The sequence below is a fragment of the Actinocorallia populi genome, assembly GCF_002995495.1.
In the GTDB taxonomy this organism is placed as follows: domain Bacteria; phylum Actinomycetota; class Actinomycetes; order Streptosporangiales; family Streptosporangiaceae; genus Actinocorallia; species Actinocorallia populi.
Genome location: NZ_PVZV01000002.1, coordinates 910860 through 926331, shown reverse-complemented (window position 1 = coordinate 926331; position 15472 = coordinate 910860). Strand labels below are relative to the sequence as shown.

At 72.8% G+C, this 15472-nt stretch carries 15 protein-coding genes and 1 tRNA gene; 9 read left to right on the top strand and 7 right to left on the bottom strand.

What is annotated here, in order from left to right:
* Positions 1-91 precede the first annotated feature (91 nt).
* A complete protein-coding gene (locus C2865_RS11315; RefSeq protein WP_106398301.1) occupies positions 92-1198 on the top strand; it encodes an ROK family transcriptional regulator in 1107 nt (368 codons plus the stop codon).
* Between the two features lie 97 nt (positions 1199-1295).
* Positions 1296-2063: a neutral zinc metallopeptidase gene (locus C2865_RS11310; RefSeq protein WP_106398300.1), complete on the top strand. Its 768-nt coding sequence runs from the start codon at positions 1296-1298 to the stop codon at positions 2061-2063.
* 24 nt (positions 2064-2087) lie between these two features.
* Here C2865_RS11310 and C2865_RS11305 read toward each other — a convergent pair whose 3' ends face one another.
* Positions 2088-2993, bottom strand: a complete 906-nt coding sequence (locus C2865_RS11305) for a helix-turn-helix domain-containing protein (protein WP_106398299.1) — start codon at positions 2991-2993, stop codon at positions 2088-2090.
* Positions 2994-3416: 423 nt separating this feature from the next.
* Between C2865_RS11305 and C2865_RS11300 the strand changes: the two genes are divergently transcribed.
* Together C2865_RS11300 and C2865_RS41385 are read left to right on the top strand one after the other, a co-directional pair.
* A complete protein-coding gene (locus tag C2865_RS11300) occupies positions 3417-4625 on the top strand; it encodes a S8 family serine peptidase (RefSeq protein ID WP_106398298.1) in 1209 nt (402 codons plus the stop codon).
* A 202-nt stretch (positions 4626-4827) separates the two neighbouring features.
* Positions 4828-4956, top strand: a complete 129-nt coding sequence (locus C2865_RS41385; RefSeq protein ID WP_269802707.1) for a hypothetical protein — start codon at positions 4828-4830, stop codon at positions 4954-4956.
* A gap of 128 nt (positions 4957-5084) precedes the next feature.
* Here the strand turns inward: C2865_RS41385 and C2865_RS11295 are convergent, their stop codons facing one another.
* Entirely contained in the window at positions 5085-6248 is a 1164-nt protein-coding gene (locus C2865_RS11295) for a M20 metallopeptidase family protein (protein WP_106398297.1), read from the bottom strand.
* 60 nt (positions 6249-6308) lie between these two features.
* Complete coding sequence (locus C2865_RS11290; protein WP_232835517.1) at positions 6309-7400, bottom strand: carboxylate-amine ligase; 1092 nt, start codon at positions 7398-7400, stop codon at positions 6309-6311.
* Between the two features lie 71 nt (positions 7401-7471).
* On the opposite strand from C2865_RS11290, the gene C2865_RS11285 reads away from it, so the two are divergent.
* The 5 genes from C2865_RS11285 to C2865_RS11265 all read left to right on the top strand — a co-directional run bounded on the left by C2865_RS11285 (position 7472) and on the right by C2865_RS11265 (position 12081).
* Positions 7472-7545: transfer RNA gene (locus C2865_RS11285), tRNA-Ile, on the top strand.
* 205 nt (positions 7546-7750) lie between these two features.
* Positions 7751-8281 carry a DUF6968 family protein gene (locus tag C2865_RS11280; protein WP_157963662.1) on the top strand — a complete coding sequence of 177 codons (531 nt, stop codon included), beginning with the start codon at positions 7751-7753 and terminating at the stop codon, positions 8279-8281.
* Between the two features lie 109 nt (positions 8282-8390).
* Positions 8391-9050, top strand: a complete 660-nt coding sequence (locus tag C2865_RS11275) for an LppX_LprAFG lipoprotein (RefSeq protein WP_106398295.1) — start codon at positions 8391-8393, stop codon at positions 9048-9050.
* The gene (locus tag C2865_RS11270) at positions 9047-10555 is read left to right on the top strand and encodes an MFS transporter (RefSeq protein WP_332873350.1); all 1509 of its coding nucleotides are present in this window, start codon (positions 9047-9049) and stop codon (positions 10553-10555) included. Before C2865_RS11275 ends, C2865_RS11270 begins: the two co-directional genes overlap by 4 nt.
* Before the next feature lie 125 nt (positions 10556-10680).
* Entirely contained in the window at positions 10681-12081 is a 1401-nt protein-coding gene (locus C2865_RS11265; RefSeq protein ID WP_106398294.1) for a WS/DGAT/MGAT family O-acyltransferase, read from the top strand.
* Positions 12082-12084: 3 nt separating this feature from the next.
* On the opposite strand, the gene C2865_RS11260 is transcribed toward C2865_RS11265, so the two are convergent.
* The 4 genes from C2865_RS11260 to C2865_RS11245 form a co-directional block, all read right to left on the bottom strand.
* Positions 12085-12819: an amino acid ABC transporter ATP-binding protein gene (locus C2865_RS11260; protein WP_106398293.1), complete on the bottom strand. Its 735-nt coding sequence runs from the start codon at positions 12817-12819 to the stop codon at positions 12085-12087.
* Positions 12819-13682 (bottom strand): amino acid ABC transporter permease, encoded by an 864-nt coding sequence (locus C2865_RS11255; RefSeq protein ID WP_106398292.1) that lies wholly within the window; start codon positions 13680-13682, stop codon positions 12819-12821. The genes C2865_RS11260 and C2865_RS11255 overlap by 1 nt, the downstream gene beginning before the upstream one ends.
* Complete coding sequence (locus tag C2865_RS11250) at positions 13679-14539, bottom strand: ABC transporter substrate-binding protein (RefSeq protein WP_198653170.1); 861 nt, start codon at positions 14537-14539, stop codon at positions 13679-13681. The genes C2865_RS11255 and C2865_RS11250 overlap by 4 nt, the downstream gene beginning before the upstream one ends.
* 65 nt (positions 14540-14604) lie before the next feature.
* Complete coding sequence (locus C2865_RS11245) at positions 14605-15411, bottom strand: SAM hydrolase/SAM-dependent halogenase family protein (protein ID WP_106398290.1); 807 nt, start codon at positions 15409-15411, stop codon at positions 14605-14607.
* Positions 15412-15472: the final 61 nt, after the last annotated feature.

Genomic DNA, 15472 nt, shown 5'->3' with positions numbered 1-15472 from the left:
CGAGCCGCGGCCGGTACGCCGGTGGCGCCGTCCTGATTTAATCCATAATATGAACTAAATACGACCACAGGGAGATGGCATCGTCAAGACCGTGAACCAACCGGTACGCCACGGGGCGATGCGCGCCCGCAACCTCGGCCTGGTCCTGGGCGAGGTCGCCGGGAGCGGCCCGCTGACCCGCGCCGCGCTGGCCGAGCTCACCGGGCTGACCAAGACCACGGTCTCCAGCCTGGTCGCCGACCTGCTCGCCGCCGGGCTGGTCGCCGAGGCGCCGGCCGTCCGCGGCGGGGAGCGCGGCAGGCCCGGCACCGAGGTGCGGCTGAGCGGCGAACGGGTCGCCGCGCTCGGCCTGGAGGTCAACGTCGGCTCCCTGACGGCCTGCGTGGTCGACCTGACCCGCGCCGTCCGGGCGCGGCGCACCGTCCGCACCGACAACCGCTCCGGCGACCCCGGCCGGGTGCTGGCCGCGCTGGACCGCCTGGCCGGCGAGGCGCTGGCCGAGGTGCCGTCCCTGCGGATCGCCGGGACGGTCCTGGCCGTGCCCGGGACGGTCGGGGACGGGCTGATCCACCACGCGCCCCATCTCGGCTGGCGGAACGTCGACGTCGCGGCCCTCCCGTCCGGCCGCCCCCTGGCGGTGGAGAACGAGGCCAACCTCGCGGCCCTGGGCGAGCTGGAGTTCGGCGGCGCGCCCCGGGACTTCCTCTACGTCTCCGGCGAGACCGGCATCGGCGCGGGCATCGTCCGCGACGGCGGGCTCCTGCGCGGCGCGTCGGGCCTGGCGGGCGAGCTGGGCCACGTGGTCGTCGCCGACGGCGGGCCTGCCTGCCGGTGCGGGAGCCGGGGCTGCCTGGAGGTGTACGCGGGGCAGGACGTCCTGCCCTCCCCCGGCGCCCTGGCCGCGGGCGATCCGGAGGCCGCGGCGGCGTGCGGGCGGGCCGGGCGCGCCCTGGGCCTGGCCCTGGCCTCGGCGGTGAACCTCCTCGACCCCGGCACGATCGTGCTCGGCGGCTGCTACGTGCCGCTCTTCCCCTGGCTCGCCCCGCACGTCGCGGCCGTCCTGGCCGGACGGCTCGGCGCGCTGCGCCCCGCGCCCCCCGCGCTCGCCCCCTCCGCGACCGGCCCGGACGCCGCGGTGCTGGGCGCCGCGGGCCGCGCGCTGCGCCGGGTCCTGAGCGACCCGGCCGCCCACCTGTGACGATCTCCGAGATCCGTGCCCGAAAAGCGAACCGTTTTCCCCTTTGTGGAGTCAGAAGTCGTGGATGGTCCCCCGCCCTGACCCCCCGGAGCAAGACATGTTCAAACGCCTCCTCCCCCTCGCGCTGGCCGCCGTCGTGGCCACCACCGCGGGCTGCGGGTTCCAGGTGGGCGACGTCGGGACCCCGCTCACGAACGCGCCCACCATGAAGCCCGGCCCCAACACCGGGGCGCCCAACGCCGGAGACCCGCCCCCCGCCCCCGTGCAGACCGCCCCGCCCGCTCCCGGCGCGCACTTCTCCGACGCCGACGTCACCAAGGAGATCGGCGACGCCGTCCAGGTCATCGACACCTACTGGAGCACCCACTGGTCGGAGTTCTTCACCGGCTCCTACACCCCGCCGCGCGTCGTGGGCGCCTACCAGGCCGACGACCCCCACCGCCCCTCCTGCGGCGGTCAGCTCGCCGAGGCGTTCAACGCCTACTACTGCATCCCCGAGGACTACATCGCCTGGGACTTCCAGCTGATGCGCGAGGGCTACGCCCAGGGCGACGCCTGGATCTACCTGGTCATCGCGCACGAGTGGGCGCACGCCGTCCAGAACCGGCTCCAGGTGAACCTGGTCGCCGAGGCCAACGAGCTCCAGGCCGACTGCCTGGCCGGCGCGGTCCTGTGGGGCGCCAAGAACGACGGCGTCCTGGAGTGGGAGGAGGGCGACACCACCGAGATCGGCACCGCGCTGTCGGCCTTCGGCGACGACTACGCGTGGACCGACCCGACCGCCCACGGCGACGCCATCCAGCGCGTCACCGCCTTCGGCCAGGGCCGCACCGAGGGCGTCCGCGGCTGCCTCGCCCAGGACTGACGCCCCGGACGCGGCCGCCGCGGATCACAGGTCGCGCAGGACGCGGTCCAGGAACTGCGGGGTCTGCTCGGGGCGCAGGGCGTACGTGCCGATCTCGTCGACGAGCTGGCGGTAGCGCAGGACGTCGACGGCGCGGTCGGGGTAGGTGCCGTCGTTGTGGCGCTCCAGGAAGACCACGTCGGGGAGGTCGCCCGCGGGCAGCCGCAGGAGGGTGATCGGGGTGCCGCTGGCGGCGTGCACGCCGTGGGAGAACGGCAGGATCTGGATCCGCACGTTCGGGCGGGAGGACAGCTCGACCAGGTGGTCGAACTGGGCGCGCATCAGCGCCCTGCCGCCCGCCGGACGGCGCAGCGCGGCCTCGTCCAGGACCACCCACAGGCGCGCGCCGCCCGGACGGGTCAGCACCTCCTGGCGGTGCAGGCGCAGCTCCAGCCGCCGGGCCAGGCGCTCCCGGGTCTCGCCCTGGTGGCGGCGGGCCAGCTCGGCCCTGGCGTAGTCGGGGGTCTGCAGCAGGTCGTGGACCGCGCGGATCTCGTAGCCGCGGATGACGCTGGCGGCCTGCTCCAGGCCGAGGCAGGGCTCGAACCACAACGGGACCAGGTCGCTGTAGGGCTGCCACCAGCCGGGCAGGCCGGACTGGCGGCCCAGCTCCAGCAGGACGGCGCGATCGGCCTCCTCGACGACCCCGTACAGCTCCAGGAGGTCCTCGAGGTCGCGGGGCTTGAACTTGTGGCGGCCCAGCTCCATCCGGCTGATCTTCGACTCGGAGCCGCGGATGACGTCGGCCGCGGCCTCCCGGGTGATGCTCCGCGCCTCCCGGAGCCGGCGCAGCTGGGCGCCGAGGATCATCCGGGGCGCGGTGGGGCCGGCCCGCCACTCGCCGGCGAGCGCGGCCGTGCCCGCGGCCGCGCTCGCGAGGTCAGTCGTCATCGTGCCGCCCCTTCGTCTCCATCAGGTGTGTCTCCATGATGGGGCGTTCCAGAGCGCGGATCCAGCGAGGGGGGCCCAATGATGGCGCATCGATACCGACGCGGTCACGGCCTGCGACCGGCCCCGCACGGGGCGGGACCGCCGGGCGCCTTTCCCGCCGCCCGGTCGGGGACCGGGGCGGCGCGCCCCTGCTCCGCCGGAAATTCACGCGAGATCCCAGAAAATCACCCGCCTTGTCATGATCAGTTACCGCATGTCACCGGAAAGCATTTTTCCCCTTTCGTGAATATTCACGGAATGACCGGTTCGTTGTGCGACATGAATTCACCGACGGCGTCGAAATGCTCCGAACAATCGACGTGACGGCTTATCATCAACGAGTCAAGTTCCGATGCAGGACGCGATCCCGAAGGAATGCCCCCCATGCGTCGCATGTTCCCGGCCTCTCTCATGGCGGTCGCTCTCACCGCTCTCACCATGCCCGCCGTCCTGGCCGACGACCCCGACGGGTACATCGTGGTGCTGAAGAAGGGCGCCGACGCCGTCTCGATCGCCCAGGAGCATTCCGGGAAGCACTCGACGAAACTCCTGCACACCTACAACCACGCCCTGCACGGATACGCGGCCTCCATGACGGCCGCCGCGGCCCGGCAGATCTCCGACGACCCGCGGGTGATGTTCGTCCAGACCGACCAGCGCGTCCGGCTGGAGGCGCAGGTCGTCTCCACCGGCATCGCCCGCGTCGGCACCCCGGCCAGCCCCACCGCCGACCTCGACTCCGTGGACGAGCGCGTCGACGTCGACGTCGCCGTGGTCGACACCGGGATCCAGGCCGACCACCCCGACCTCAACGTGCACGCCCCCGGCGCGAAGAACTGCGCCGGCGGGGTGGGGGCCGCCGACGGCAACGGCCACGGCACCCATGTGGCGGGCACGATCGGCGCCCTCGACAACAGGCAGGGCGTGGTGGGCGTGGCGCCGGGCGTGCGGCTGTGGTCCGTCCGGGTGCTCGACGACTCCGGCAACGGCTCCTTCTCGTCGATCATCTGCGGCGTCGACCACGTCACCGCCAACGCCGACGAGATCGAGGTCGCCAACCTGAGCCTCGGCGCCACCGGCACCGACGACGGCGACTGCGGCAACACCAACCGCGACGCCCTGCACCAGGCGGTGTGCGCCTCGGTGGCCGCCGGCGTCACCTACGCGGTGGCCGCGGGCAACTCCTCCGTCGACTCCGCCAAGCGGGTGCCCGCCGCCTACGACGAGGTGATCACCGTCAGCGCGCTGGCGGACTTCGACGGCGAGCCCGGCGGCAAGGCCGCGTCCACCTGCGTCGCCGACGACGACGACACCCTGGCGAACTTCTCCAACCACGGCCGCGACGTCGATCTCATCGCACCCGGCCTGTGCATCCGCTCCACCTGGATCAAGGGCGGCTACCAGGTCAGCTCGGGCACCTCCATGGCCGCGCCGCACGTCGCGGGGGCCGCCGCCCTCTACAAGGCCGCCCACCCCTCGGCCACCCCGTCGGCCGTCCGGAACGCCCTGATCACCGCCGGGGGCACCGACTGGAACGCCGGCGACGATCCCGACGGGGTCAAGGAACCCCTGCTCAACGTGCGGGGTTTCTGACCTGGAGCCGAGCGTTCCGCCCGTTGGGTCTAGACAAGTCCAAGTTTTCAGGCATATGACAGTAAATGGGCCCTTGACGGCCGATTTGCCTGCTCTCTGACGTGCGAGGGGATGGATATCCTTGACTGGTAACATCATCCGTCTCCAGACCGGACCCGAGCCTCCCGCCGGGACCGCCGCAGAGCGAAGGGAAGAAGCAGCCGTGACCGACCAGTCGCCCGCCTCCGTGAACGAGGAGATCGAGACGCCCGTCGCCGCCGACGACGAAGTGGCCGCCGCCCTCGCCAACTGGCCGGTCAACACCGCCAACCCGCGGCGCACCCAGATCTGACACGGCCCCGTGCCGACGGTGGTCCCCGGCCCTCCCGCGAAGGAGGCCCGGGGATCGCTCTTTTCCGGCCGCCCCGCGGCGTCCCCGCGGGTGCGCCCGCCCGGCCCGCCGCGGACGGGCGGCGGGGATCAGGACGCGGCGGCCGCGGTGTAGCCGGCCACCAGGGCGTCGGCCACCCGGGCGACGACCTCGTCCGCCGGGAGGAAGGACGGGTGGTGCAGGCCGGGCGCCGACGGGTCGGTGCCGGTGCCGACGAAGAGCATGAGGCCGCGGGTGCGGTGGCAGTAGTGCGAGAAGTCGTCGGCGCCGTAGGAGCGGAAGGCCCGGTCGACCGGGATGCCGAAGCCGTTGAGCACCCCGGTGGCGCGCTCGGCGAGGCCCGGGTCGTTGCGCAGGACCGGTTCCAGGGGGTGGATGCGGGTCTCGGCGGCGCAGCCGAAGGCCGCGGCGGTGTGCGCGGCGGTCTCGGTGATGATCCGGGTCGCCTCGGCGCGGTCCTCGTCCCGCATGACCCGGACGGTGCCGCGCGCGACCGCGGTGTCGGGGACGACGTTGGGGGCGCTGCCGCCGCTGATGTGCCCCACGGTGCAGGACGCGCCGAGCACGGGGTCGAACCGCCGGGACGCCAGGTGCTGGAGGGCCACCACGACCTGGCACACGGCCAGGACGGGGTCGCGGGTCAGGTGCGGGTAGCCGGCGTGGCCGCCCACCCCGGTGACCGTGATCTCGAACTCGTCGGCGGCCGCGTTGACCGGTCCGGGGACGGCGCTGACGTGCCCGTCGGGCAGCCGCGGCTGGACGTGCGCGCCGACCACCGCCAGGGCGCCCTCCAGGACGCCCGAGCGCACCACGTCCTCGGCCCCGGACGGGTGGGTCTCCTCGCGGGGCTGCAGCAGGGCGAGCATCGGCACGTCCACGCCGATCCGGGCGGCGGCGCGGCAGACGGCGACGAGCGCGGCGAGGTGCACGTCGTGGCCGCAGGCGTGCATGGCCGCGCCGGTCGAGCTCCAGGGCACGCCGGTCCGCTCGGTCAGCGGCAGGGCGTCGAGTTCGGCGCGCAGCACCACGCCCGGCCCCGCCCCGCCGACGCGCAGCAGGCGGCCGGTACCGGCCACGCGCTCGCCCTGCCCGGCGTCCAGGGCCGCCACGACCATGCGGGCGGTGTCCTCCTCCCGGCCGGAGACGCGGGGGTCGGCGTGCAGCCGGTGCCGCAGTTCGACGGCCGCGGGGATCTCGTCGGCGACGGCCGCGCGGAGTTTACGGGCAAGGATGTCGTCCGGCTCGGAGGGCATGCGCCCTTTTTACTGCACCTTAGAGGTACTTTCACCCCTTCTTGGGCTCTCTGGCGGCCCTCAGCCGGTGCCTCCGGTCTCGGCGAGCAGCACCGCCACGACCTCGCGCAACGAACCCGAACGGGCGTAGACGGCGCGCTGCCGGGTCGCGCAGTCGCCCCTGCCCAGCAGGGCCTCGGCGAGCCCGGAGACCAGCTCCCAGTCCCCCGCCTCCTCCAGGAACGGCCGCAGCCCCGCCAGCAGCCCCCGGACGACCTCGCCCGCGGGCTCCGGACGGCCCGTGGCCGGATCGATCAGCGTCCCGCCGAGCCCGGACCTGGCGGCGCGCCAGGTCGCCGAGCGCAGCAGCTCCCCGCGCACCGGCCGGAAGCCGCCCTCCTCCGCGCACTCCCGCCGGACCAGGGCGCGAAACAGCCCGGCCAGCAGCACGACGTCGTCCACCCGCGGGCAGGCGTCGCAGATCCGCAGCTCCAGCGTGGGCAGGTGGCAGGACGGGCGGACGTCGAAGTAGACCATGCCCGGATCGAGGATCGTCCCCTGCTCCACCAGCTCGGCCACCAGCGCCTCGTACTCGGCGGCGCCGGCGAAGGGCCCCGGCGGCCCCGCGGTCGGCCAGCGCTGCCACAACACGGAGCGGTAGCTGGCGTAGCCGGTGTCGGCCTCGCGCCAGAACGGCGAGCCGGCGCTGAGCGCGAGGAAGACCGGCAGCCACGGCGCCAGCCGCTGCAGCACCCGCGCCGCCAGATCGCGGTCCGGCACGTCCACGTGCACCTGGGCCCCGCAGATCAGCTGCTCCCCGGCCAGGCGCCGGTAGAGGTCGTGCATGCGCCGGAAGCGCGGCAGCGGCGGGACGACGGGGTCCGCCAGGTCGAACAGCGGCGCCGTGCCCGAGGCCAGCACGCCCAGGCCCTGCTCCCCGGCCGTGCCGATGAGCGCCTTCCGGGTGGCCGTCAGGTCCTCGGCGAGATCCTCCAGCCGCGCCCAGGGAGCGCTGTGCGCCTCGATCGTGGCCTCCTGGAGCTCGGCGCTGTACCTGTCTCCGGGCAGCGCCTCGAGCAGCGCCGGGGAGGCGGACGTCAACCGGCCGCTGTCCAGCGCGACGATGTGGAATTCCTCCTCCACCCCGACCAGCAGTTCCCGCGAAGTGTTCACCGTCCCCCCGTCACGCTCTACACTCTCTTATCGGGTCCCCGGCCTCTCCCCGCCGGCCCCGTACGAGACCAGGGGCGGTAGCTCAGCCGGTCAGAGCAGCGGACTCATAATCCGCCGGTCGTGGGTTCGAGCCCCACCCGCCCCACTCTCTCTCCCACCTGCCTGCCTACCCGATTCGACCGGGTTTCAGCCCTGCCGGAGCCTGCGCCGGGGCGCCGGATCCGCCCTCCCGTGGCGGGTCGGTCACCAAGCGCGGATCGAGCCCGGGTCGGCTGCGGGTATTCCTCTGCACTGGTCGGCATCCCCGTCGTTTCCCGCTGGGGACAACGCGGTAGATCGACCCTGTGAACGTGATCGCACGGCGGGTGCTTCAGTTGCACGACGACGACGGGGACGGGATCCGGGACGTGGTGATCTCCATCGGCCAGCCCTACCGCGACCCGGAGGGGCAGGGCGAGTGGATCTGCCCCTACGAGATCGAGGGCCTGGGCGAGTGGGACGGCCGGTACCAGGTCGCCGGAGAGGACTCCGTCCAGGCGCTCCAGCTGGTCCACGGGGTGGTCTGGGGGGTGCTGACCGGTTCGGAGCGCAGCCACCTGCTGCGCCTGTGGGGTGAGCCGGACCTGGGGTTCCCCTCCCCCTTCCAGCGCATCCGGGTGCTGCACGAGGCCTCCTCCGACAGCGCCTACATCGCGCTGGCCGGGGTCTTCGACCAGGCGCAGGAGGCGGTCGAGCAGATCGAGGTCGGCGACCGGCACGGCGAGCTCGCCGCCGTCCTGGACTTCGCCCGCTCGGGCGAGCTGCTGGGCATCGAGCTCTTCCGGGCGGGCCGCCGGCTGCCCGAGGGGCTGCGCACCCGCCCCGTCGTGCAGGGCCCCTGAATCACCCCGTGGGGGGACGCGCCGCTCCCGTCGTCCCCCTGGAGGCCGAACGAGAAGTCGGCGTGCGAGGTCTGTCCACTCCTGCGCCGAACTGGCTAGGCTCACCGCCATGTCCCGACTTCGCACCCTCCTGGCGGCGCTGCTCACCGTCGCGCTGATGTCCGGCTGCTCCTCGGAGGAGGACTCCGGCGGCCCGCTCCCCGACGGCCAGGCCCTGCTGCGGGAGTCCGCCGCGGCCATGAAGGACGTCACCAGCGTCGGGTTCGCCCTGACCACGGAGGGCGAGCCCGCGGGGCTGCCGGTCAAGGCGATGAACGGGGAGCTGCTGCGCAACGGCGACGCGCAGGGCGACGTGACCGCCGTGCAGATGGGGCTGACGATCGAGGCCAAGTTCGTCCTGGTGGGCCCCGACCTGTACTTCAACCTCGCGGGCGGTTACCAGAAGACCGGCAAGTCCATGATCACCAGCATTCTCGACCCGTCCGCCATCCTCGACCCCGAGCGCGGCATCCCGCTCATGCTCTCCCAGGCCACCGGTGCGAAGACCGAGGCGCGCGAGGACGGCACCGTCCGGATCGCGGCCTCCCTGCCCGGCACCGCCGTCGCCGGGCTCGGCGTCAAGACCGCCCAGACGCTCCAGGGCACGGTGTGGATCAACGAGGACGACAAGCGGCTCACCAAGGTCCTGATGAACCTGGAAGGCGGGTCGGCGACCCTGACCCTCGCCGACTTCAACGCGAATCCGGCGATCGAGGCGCCGAAGCAGTGACCGTGCGCAGCCGCCGCAGCCTGGCGATCGGGGCCGGCGGGGCCATCGTCCTGCTGGCCTCGCTCGACGCCTACGTCATCGTCACCGTGCTCACCGAGATGGCCAAGGACCTCGGCGTCCCCGCCAACCGTCCCGAGCGCATCACCCCCATCATCACCGGGTTCCTGCTCGGCTACGTGGCGGCGATGCCGCTGCTGGGCCAGCTGTCGGACCGCTTCGGCCGCCGCGCGGTGCTGCACGCCTGCCTGCTGGCGTTCGCGATCGGCTCGGCCGTCACGGCGTTCGCCGACCAGTTCCCGCTGCTGGTGGCCGGACGGGTCGTGCAGGGCGTGGCGGGCGGCGCGCTGCTGCCGATCACGATGGCGCTGGCGAGCGACCTGTGGGCCGAGCGCGACCGCCCGGTCGTGCTCGGCGTGGTGGGCGCCGTGCAGGAGCTGGGCAGCGTCCTCGGCCCGCTGTACGGGGCGGGGCTGGCCGCGCTGATCGGCTGGCGCGGGATCTTCTGGGTGAACGTGCCGCTGGTGCTCGCGGCCATGGCCGCGGTCCACTTCGCCGTCCCGTCCGGCCGGGGCGCCGCGCGGCCGGGCCGGGTGGACGTACCGGGCGGGCTGCTGCTGGCCGGCGGGCTCGGGCTGCTGGTCCTCGGCACCTACAACGAGGAGCCGGAGAACGGCGTGCTGCCGCCCGGCGGGGCGCAGATGATCGCGGCGGGCGTGGTGCTGCTCGTCCTGTTCGGGTGGTGGGAGTCGCGGACGAGCGCGCGGCTGCTGGACCTGAGCGGGGTGCGCAAGAGCCCCGTGTTCGCCGTCCTGGCGGTCAGCCTGCTGTCGGGGGCGGCGCTGATGGTCACCCTGGTGGACGTCCAGCTGATCGCCACGACCCTGCTGGAGCGCACCCCGTCCGAGGGCGCGTTCCTGCTGTCGCGGTTCCTCGTCGCGCTGGCGCTCGCCGCCGTCCTCGGCGGGTTCGTCGCCCACCGGTACGGCGAGCGGTGGCCGCTGGTGGCCGGAATGGCGCTGGCCGCCCTGGGGTACCTGCTGGTCTCCGGATGGCCGCTGGACCCGACGTCCGCCTCCTACGGGCCGCTGCCGCGCATGGACGTGGACCTGGTGCTGGCCGGCGCCGGGCTGGGCCTGGCGATCGCCCCGGTCTCCTCGGCGATCCTGCGGCTGGTGCCCGCCGGGCAGCACGGGGTGGCCTCGGCCGCCGTCGTGGTCGCCCGCATGATGGGGATGCTGTTGGGTATCTCTGCCCTGTCGGCTTACGGTTTCCACCGTTTGCAGTCATTGACGGCCGGGTTGACGGTCCCGCTGCCTTTCGGGAATCCGAATTTCAAGGCCGAGTTCGAGGTGTACCAGGTGGGGCTGAAAGAGGCACTGCACACCGAGTACCGCGAGATCTTCCTGATCACCTCGATCCTCTGCCTGCTCGGCGCGGTGGTGGCCGCGGGCGTCCGGAGACCCCCTTGCGACCTGCCGCATCCGGCCAAGGAGCTCGCTGTCTGATTCCTGCCATTCCGTTGTCAGGGTCCTACGGTGGGTGATTACTTCTAGTCCTGGCCGTATGTAGCTGTCTCGCTACGTTCCTTACCCGTCCTACGGCCAAGGAGGGAAAGACCATCGTGCAACGGATGAGCGGGCTGGACGCCAGCTTCTACCTGATCGAGGACGAGAACACGCCACTGCACGTGGCCGCCGCGATCATCCTGGAGGGGCCCGCACCCGCCTACGGCGACCTCGTCAGGCTCGTCGCCGCCAAGCTGCCCGCCGTGGAGCGCTACCGGCAGCGGGTCCGCTCCGTCCCCCTGCATCTGGGCCGTCCCGTCTGGGTGGACGACCCGCACTTCCAGATCCTCTACCACGTGCGCCACACCGCCGTCCCCGCGCCGGGCGGCACCGACCAGCTGCGCAACCTCGCGGGCCGGATCATCGCCCAGCGCCTGGACCCCCACAAGCCCCTGTGGGAGCTGTGGCTGGTCGAGGGCCTGGAGGGCGGCCGGTGGGCGCTCATCGGCAAGGTCCACCACTGCATGGTCGACGGCGTGGCGGGCATGGACCTCATCGCCTCGATGTTCGACCTCGACCCCGACGCCCCGCAGGCCGTGCCGCCCGCCGCGGAGTGGGTGCCGCGCCACGGCCCGTCCCGGCTGCGGCTGCTCGGCGAGGCCCTGGTCGACAACACGCTGCAGCCCCTGCGGCTGGTGGGGTCGTTGCCGCGGCTGGCCGCCTCGCTGCCCCGCGCCCCGCGCCTGCTCGACTACGCGGGCGGCGTCGCGCGCCAGGCGTCCCGGTTCACCCGCAGGTCCGCCAGCGTGCTCAACGGGCCGATCGGGCCGCACCGGCGCTGGCCGTGGGTGAGCGTCCCGCTGGACGACGCGCAGAAGATCCGCAAGAGGTACGGCGGCACCGTCAACGACGTCGTGCTGGCCTCGGTCACCCGGGGCTTTCGCGACCAGCTGGCCGGCCGGGGCGTGCTCACCTCCGACATGGTCGTGCGCTCGGGGGTGCCGGTGTCGGTGCGCACCGAGGAGGAGCGGGGGGCGCTCAACAACCGGGTGTCGGCCATCTTCGTCAACCTGCCGGTCGGCGTGGCCGACCCGCTCGAGCGCTACCTGCTGATCCGCGAGCAGACCGAGGACCTCAAGGCCACCGGCCAGGAGACCGTCGGCGCCAAGCTCACCCGCGTCACCGACGCGGCCGTGGCCCCGGCGCTGCTGGCGCTGGGCGCCCGCATCCCCGTCCGCCTGTTCAACCCGGTCGTGCAGACGATCACCACCAACGTGCCGGGACCGGGCTTCCCGCTGTACGTCCTCGGCCGCCGGATCGAGGACCTCTTCCCCTACGTGCCGCTGACCGGCGGCATCCAGGTGGGGACCGCGGTCTTCAGCTACAACGGCAAGCTGAGCTTCGGGGTGAGCGCCGACTTCGACGGGCAGCCCGACATCGAGGTGTTCGCCGCGGGCATCCGCGCCGGGTTCGACGAACTGCTCCACACCCGCAAGCGGCCGCGGCCGGTGCGCGCGGGGAGATGACGCTCAGCGCCTCTGCGTCCTGGCCAGGAACTCGCGGGTGCGCGGCTCCCTCGGATCGGTGAAGACCTGCTCCGGCGAGCCGCGCTCCAGCAGCACTCCCCCGTCCAGGAAGCACACGGTGTCGGCGATGTCGCGGGCGAAGGACATCTCGTGGGTGGCCAGGATCATCGTCATGCCCTGCTCCTTGAGCTCCCGGACGATGTCGAGCACCTCCCCGACGAGTTCGGGGTCGAGCGCCGAGGTGACCTCGTCCAGCAGCAGCACCTGGGGGCGGACGGCCAGCGCCCGGACGATCGCCACCCGCTGCTGCTGGCCGCCCGACAGCCGGTCGGGGTACTCCCCCGCCTTGTCGGCCAACCCGAAGCGGCCCAGCAGTTCCAGCGCCTCCGCCCGCGCCTGCCTCCGGTCCTTCCCGTGCACCTTGACGGGGGCCAGGACGACGTTCTGCAGGACCGTCATGTGCGGGAAGAGGTTGAACTGCTGGAACACCATGCCGACCTTCCGGCGGACGGCGTCCTCGTCGGCGTCCACGGCGGTGAGTTCCAGGCCGTCCAGGAAGACCGCCCCGTCGTCGACCGTCTCCAGGAGGTTCACGCAGCGCAGCAGCGTGGACTTGCCGGAGCCGGACCCCCCGATGAGGCAGACCACCTCGTGCGGGTCCACCTCCAGGTCCACCCCGCGCAGGACGGGACGGCCCCGGTAGCTCTTCCACAGGCCTTCGATCTGCAGCAGCGGCATCAGCGGCCTCCGGGAGCGCGGCGGCTTTCGGCCCGTGCGGCCAGCCAGTCGGTGAACCGCGCCATCGGCACGGTCAGCAGCACGAACAGCAGGGCGGCCGCGAGGTAGGGCGTGTAGTTGAAGGTCTTGGAGGAGTGGATCTGCGCCTGCCGCAGCGCCTCGACGACGCCGAGCACGGAGACCAGCGCGGTGTCCTTCTGCAGGGACGCGAAGTCGTTCAGCAGCGGCGGGACGACCCGGCGCACGGCCTGCGGCAGCACCACGTGGCGCAGCGACTGCATCTGGGAGAGGCCGAGCGAACGGGCCGCCGCGCGCTGGCTGGGGTGGATCGAGTCGATGCCCGAGCGGAACACCTCGGCGACGTAGGCGCCGTAGGACAGGATCAGGGCGAAGACGCCCAGGACCATCGGGTCGTCGGGCACCCCCTGCAGGTTGAGCGCGGGGACGCCGAACCCGACCAGGAAGACCAGCAGGATCGTCGGGATGCCGCGGAAGACGTCGGTGTAGAGCACGGCCAGCGCCCGCAGCGGGAAGAACGCCGGGGTCTTCACGCCGCGGACCAGTGCCACCGCGAGGCCGACCGCCAGGATGACCGGCTCGGCGATGAGGAAGATCTTGACGTTCGTCCAGAACCCCGCCAGCACGTCGGGGAACGCCTCGGTGAAGTGCGGCCAGGAGAAGAAGGTCTCCCGCACCCTGGGCCAGCCGGGCGAGGCGGTCAGCCCGACCGCCAGCAGGCCCAGCACCACCGCGGTGGACACCCCGGCGACCACGCCGGAGGTCACCGCCCTGCGGCGGCGCCGGGCCTCCCTGGCCAGCTGGCGTTCGCTCTTGACCCAGCCCGTCTCGGATGAGGACTTCACTTCAGGACGGGGGCCCCGGCCGCGTCCGACAGCCACTGGTCGGTGATCTGCTGCAGCTTCCCGCCGGACTTCAGCTCGCCGATCGCCTGGTTCAGGCAGGTGACGAGGGGGTTGCCCTTCTCCAGCAGCAGGCCGAACTGCTCGTCCTCGCCGGAGGCGGCGAGCTGACCGACGATCTTGGAGCCCTCGATCTGGGCGGCGGTCACGTAGAAGGCGGTGGGCAGGTCGACGACGACGGCGTCCACCTGCCCGTTCTTCAGCGCGTTGACCACGTCGATCTGGGTGTTGAAGACGCTCGGCTGGGTCGCCGGCCGGAGCTGCTCCTGCACCGCGGTCAGCGAGGTGGTGCCGACCTGCACGCCGATCTTGGCGTCCTTCAGCTGCTCCTTGGTGGTGGCCCCGGCGAACTTCCCGTCACCCAGGGTGACCACGCCCTGGGCCACGGTGTAGTAGCCGTCGGAGAAGGTCACGGCCTTCTGGCGCTCGGGGGTGATGGAGATCTGGTTGATGTCGAAGTCGAAGTCCTTGTCGCCGGGGGCGTAGGACTGCTCGAAGCCGACCTTCGTCCAGACGACCTCATCCTCGGCGAAACCGAGCCGCTCGGCGACGGCGTAGGCCACCGCGCCCTCGAAGCCCTCGCCGTTGCCCGGGTCGTCGCCCTTGAACCACGGCTCGAAGGCGGGGGTGTCGGTGGCGATGGTCAGCTTGCCCGCGGTCTTCACCGGGAGCTTGTCCTTGGCGCAGTTCGCGGCGGACGCGGACGGAGCGGCCTCGGTGTCGGTGTTGTCCGCCGGAGCGCAGGCCGAGGCGGCCAGGACGGCGGCCACGGCGGGCAGGACGAGGAGACGGCGCAGCAAGACGACCTCCGGCCTTTCTTTTGCTTTCACGTAAAACAGGGGGGAAACAGGGAAAAAGTCTAACTTCATCGGATGGCGCGCAGGGTCACGGTCCGGCCCGCGGCCAGCCCGAACCGCGCCGCCGCCGAACCCAGGTTGACGCCCAGGGCCAGCCGGCCGGAGGAGTCGGCGAACACCAGGGGCTCGCCCTCGGGGACCGCGCCGAACGTCGCCGCCCAGCGCACCCGGACCCCGGCGAACTCCAGCTCCGCGCCGTACTCCAGCCGGCCGAAGGCGGCGGCCAGGTCCCGCGGTGACGCGCCGAGGACCAGGCTGCCGAAGTCGTCGGCGTACAGCACGGTCGCGCCCAGCTCGCCCTCCCCCAGGACCGGTTCCGGGATCTCCAGGGGGCTCGGCCGCAGCGCCGGGCCGAACTCGCCGAGGGGGACGCCGTTGGCCAGGTGGGCGGCGGCGGGGGCGAAGAGGTCGCGGCCGTGGAAGGTGCTGGAGAGGGCGGGCAGCCGCAGCTCCGGGTTGTCCAGGATCCGCGCCTCGGCCACTCCCCCGAGGGCCTCGGCGGCGGGGGCGAGCAGCCCGTTGTCCGGACCGACGAGGAAGTCCCCCCTCCCGGTGCGCACGGCGATCGGGTGCCGGGGGGTGCCGACGCCAGGGTCCACCACGGCCAGGTGGACCCCGACCGGCAGGTGGGGCAGCGCCTGCTCCAGCAGCAGCGCGCCCTCGACGACCGCGTACTTGCCCACCTCGTCGCTGAGCACCTGCACGCGGGCGGACGGCGCGATACGGGCGACGACCCCGGCGCAGATGCCGGTGTAGGCGGCGCCGAAGTCGGTGGTGATGCTGAGGTAGGGATGCGTACCGGGGGGCGGTGTCACGGAAGGGCCTTCAGATCGGCGGAGACGGGGAGATCGATCCGGCAACGCTACCAAATCCCTG

Coding starts and splice junctions, on each gene's coding strand:
- C2865_RS11305 (WP_106398299.1), bottom strand. CDS start 2,993: ATGACGACTGACCTCGCGAGCGCGGCCGCGGGCACGGCCGCGCTCGCC.
- C2865_RS11300 (WP_106398298.1), top strand. CDS start 3,417: ATGCGTCGCATGTTCCCGGCCTCTCTCATGGCGGTCGCTCTCACCGCT.
- C2865_RS11265 (WP_106398294.1), top strand. CDS start 10,681: ATGAGCGGGCTGGACGCCAGCTTCTACCTGATCGAGGACGAGAACACG.
- C2865_RS11275 (WP_106398295.1), top strand. CDS start 8,391: ATGTCCCGACTTCGCACCCTCCTGGCGGCGCTGCTCACCGTCGCGCTG.
- C2865_RS11310 (WP_106398300.1), top strand. CDS start 1,296: ATGTTCAAACGCCTCCTCCCCCTCGCGCTGGCCGCCGTCGTGGCCACC.
- C2865_RS11260 (WP_106398293.1), bottom strand. CDS start 12,819: ATGCCGCTGCTGCAGATCGAAGGCCTGTGGAAGAGCTACCGGGGCCGT.
- C2865_RS11295 (WP_106398297.1), bottom strand. CDS start 6,248: ATGCCCTCCGAGCCGGACGACATCCTTGCCCGTAAACTCCGCGCGGCC.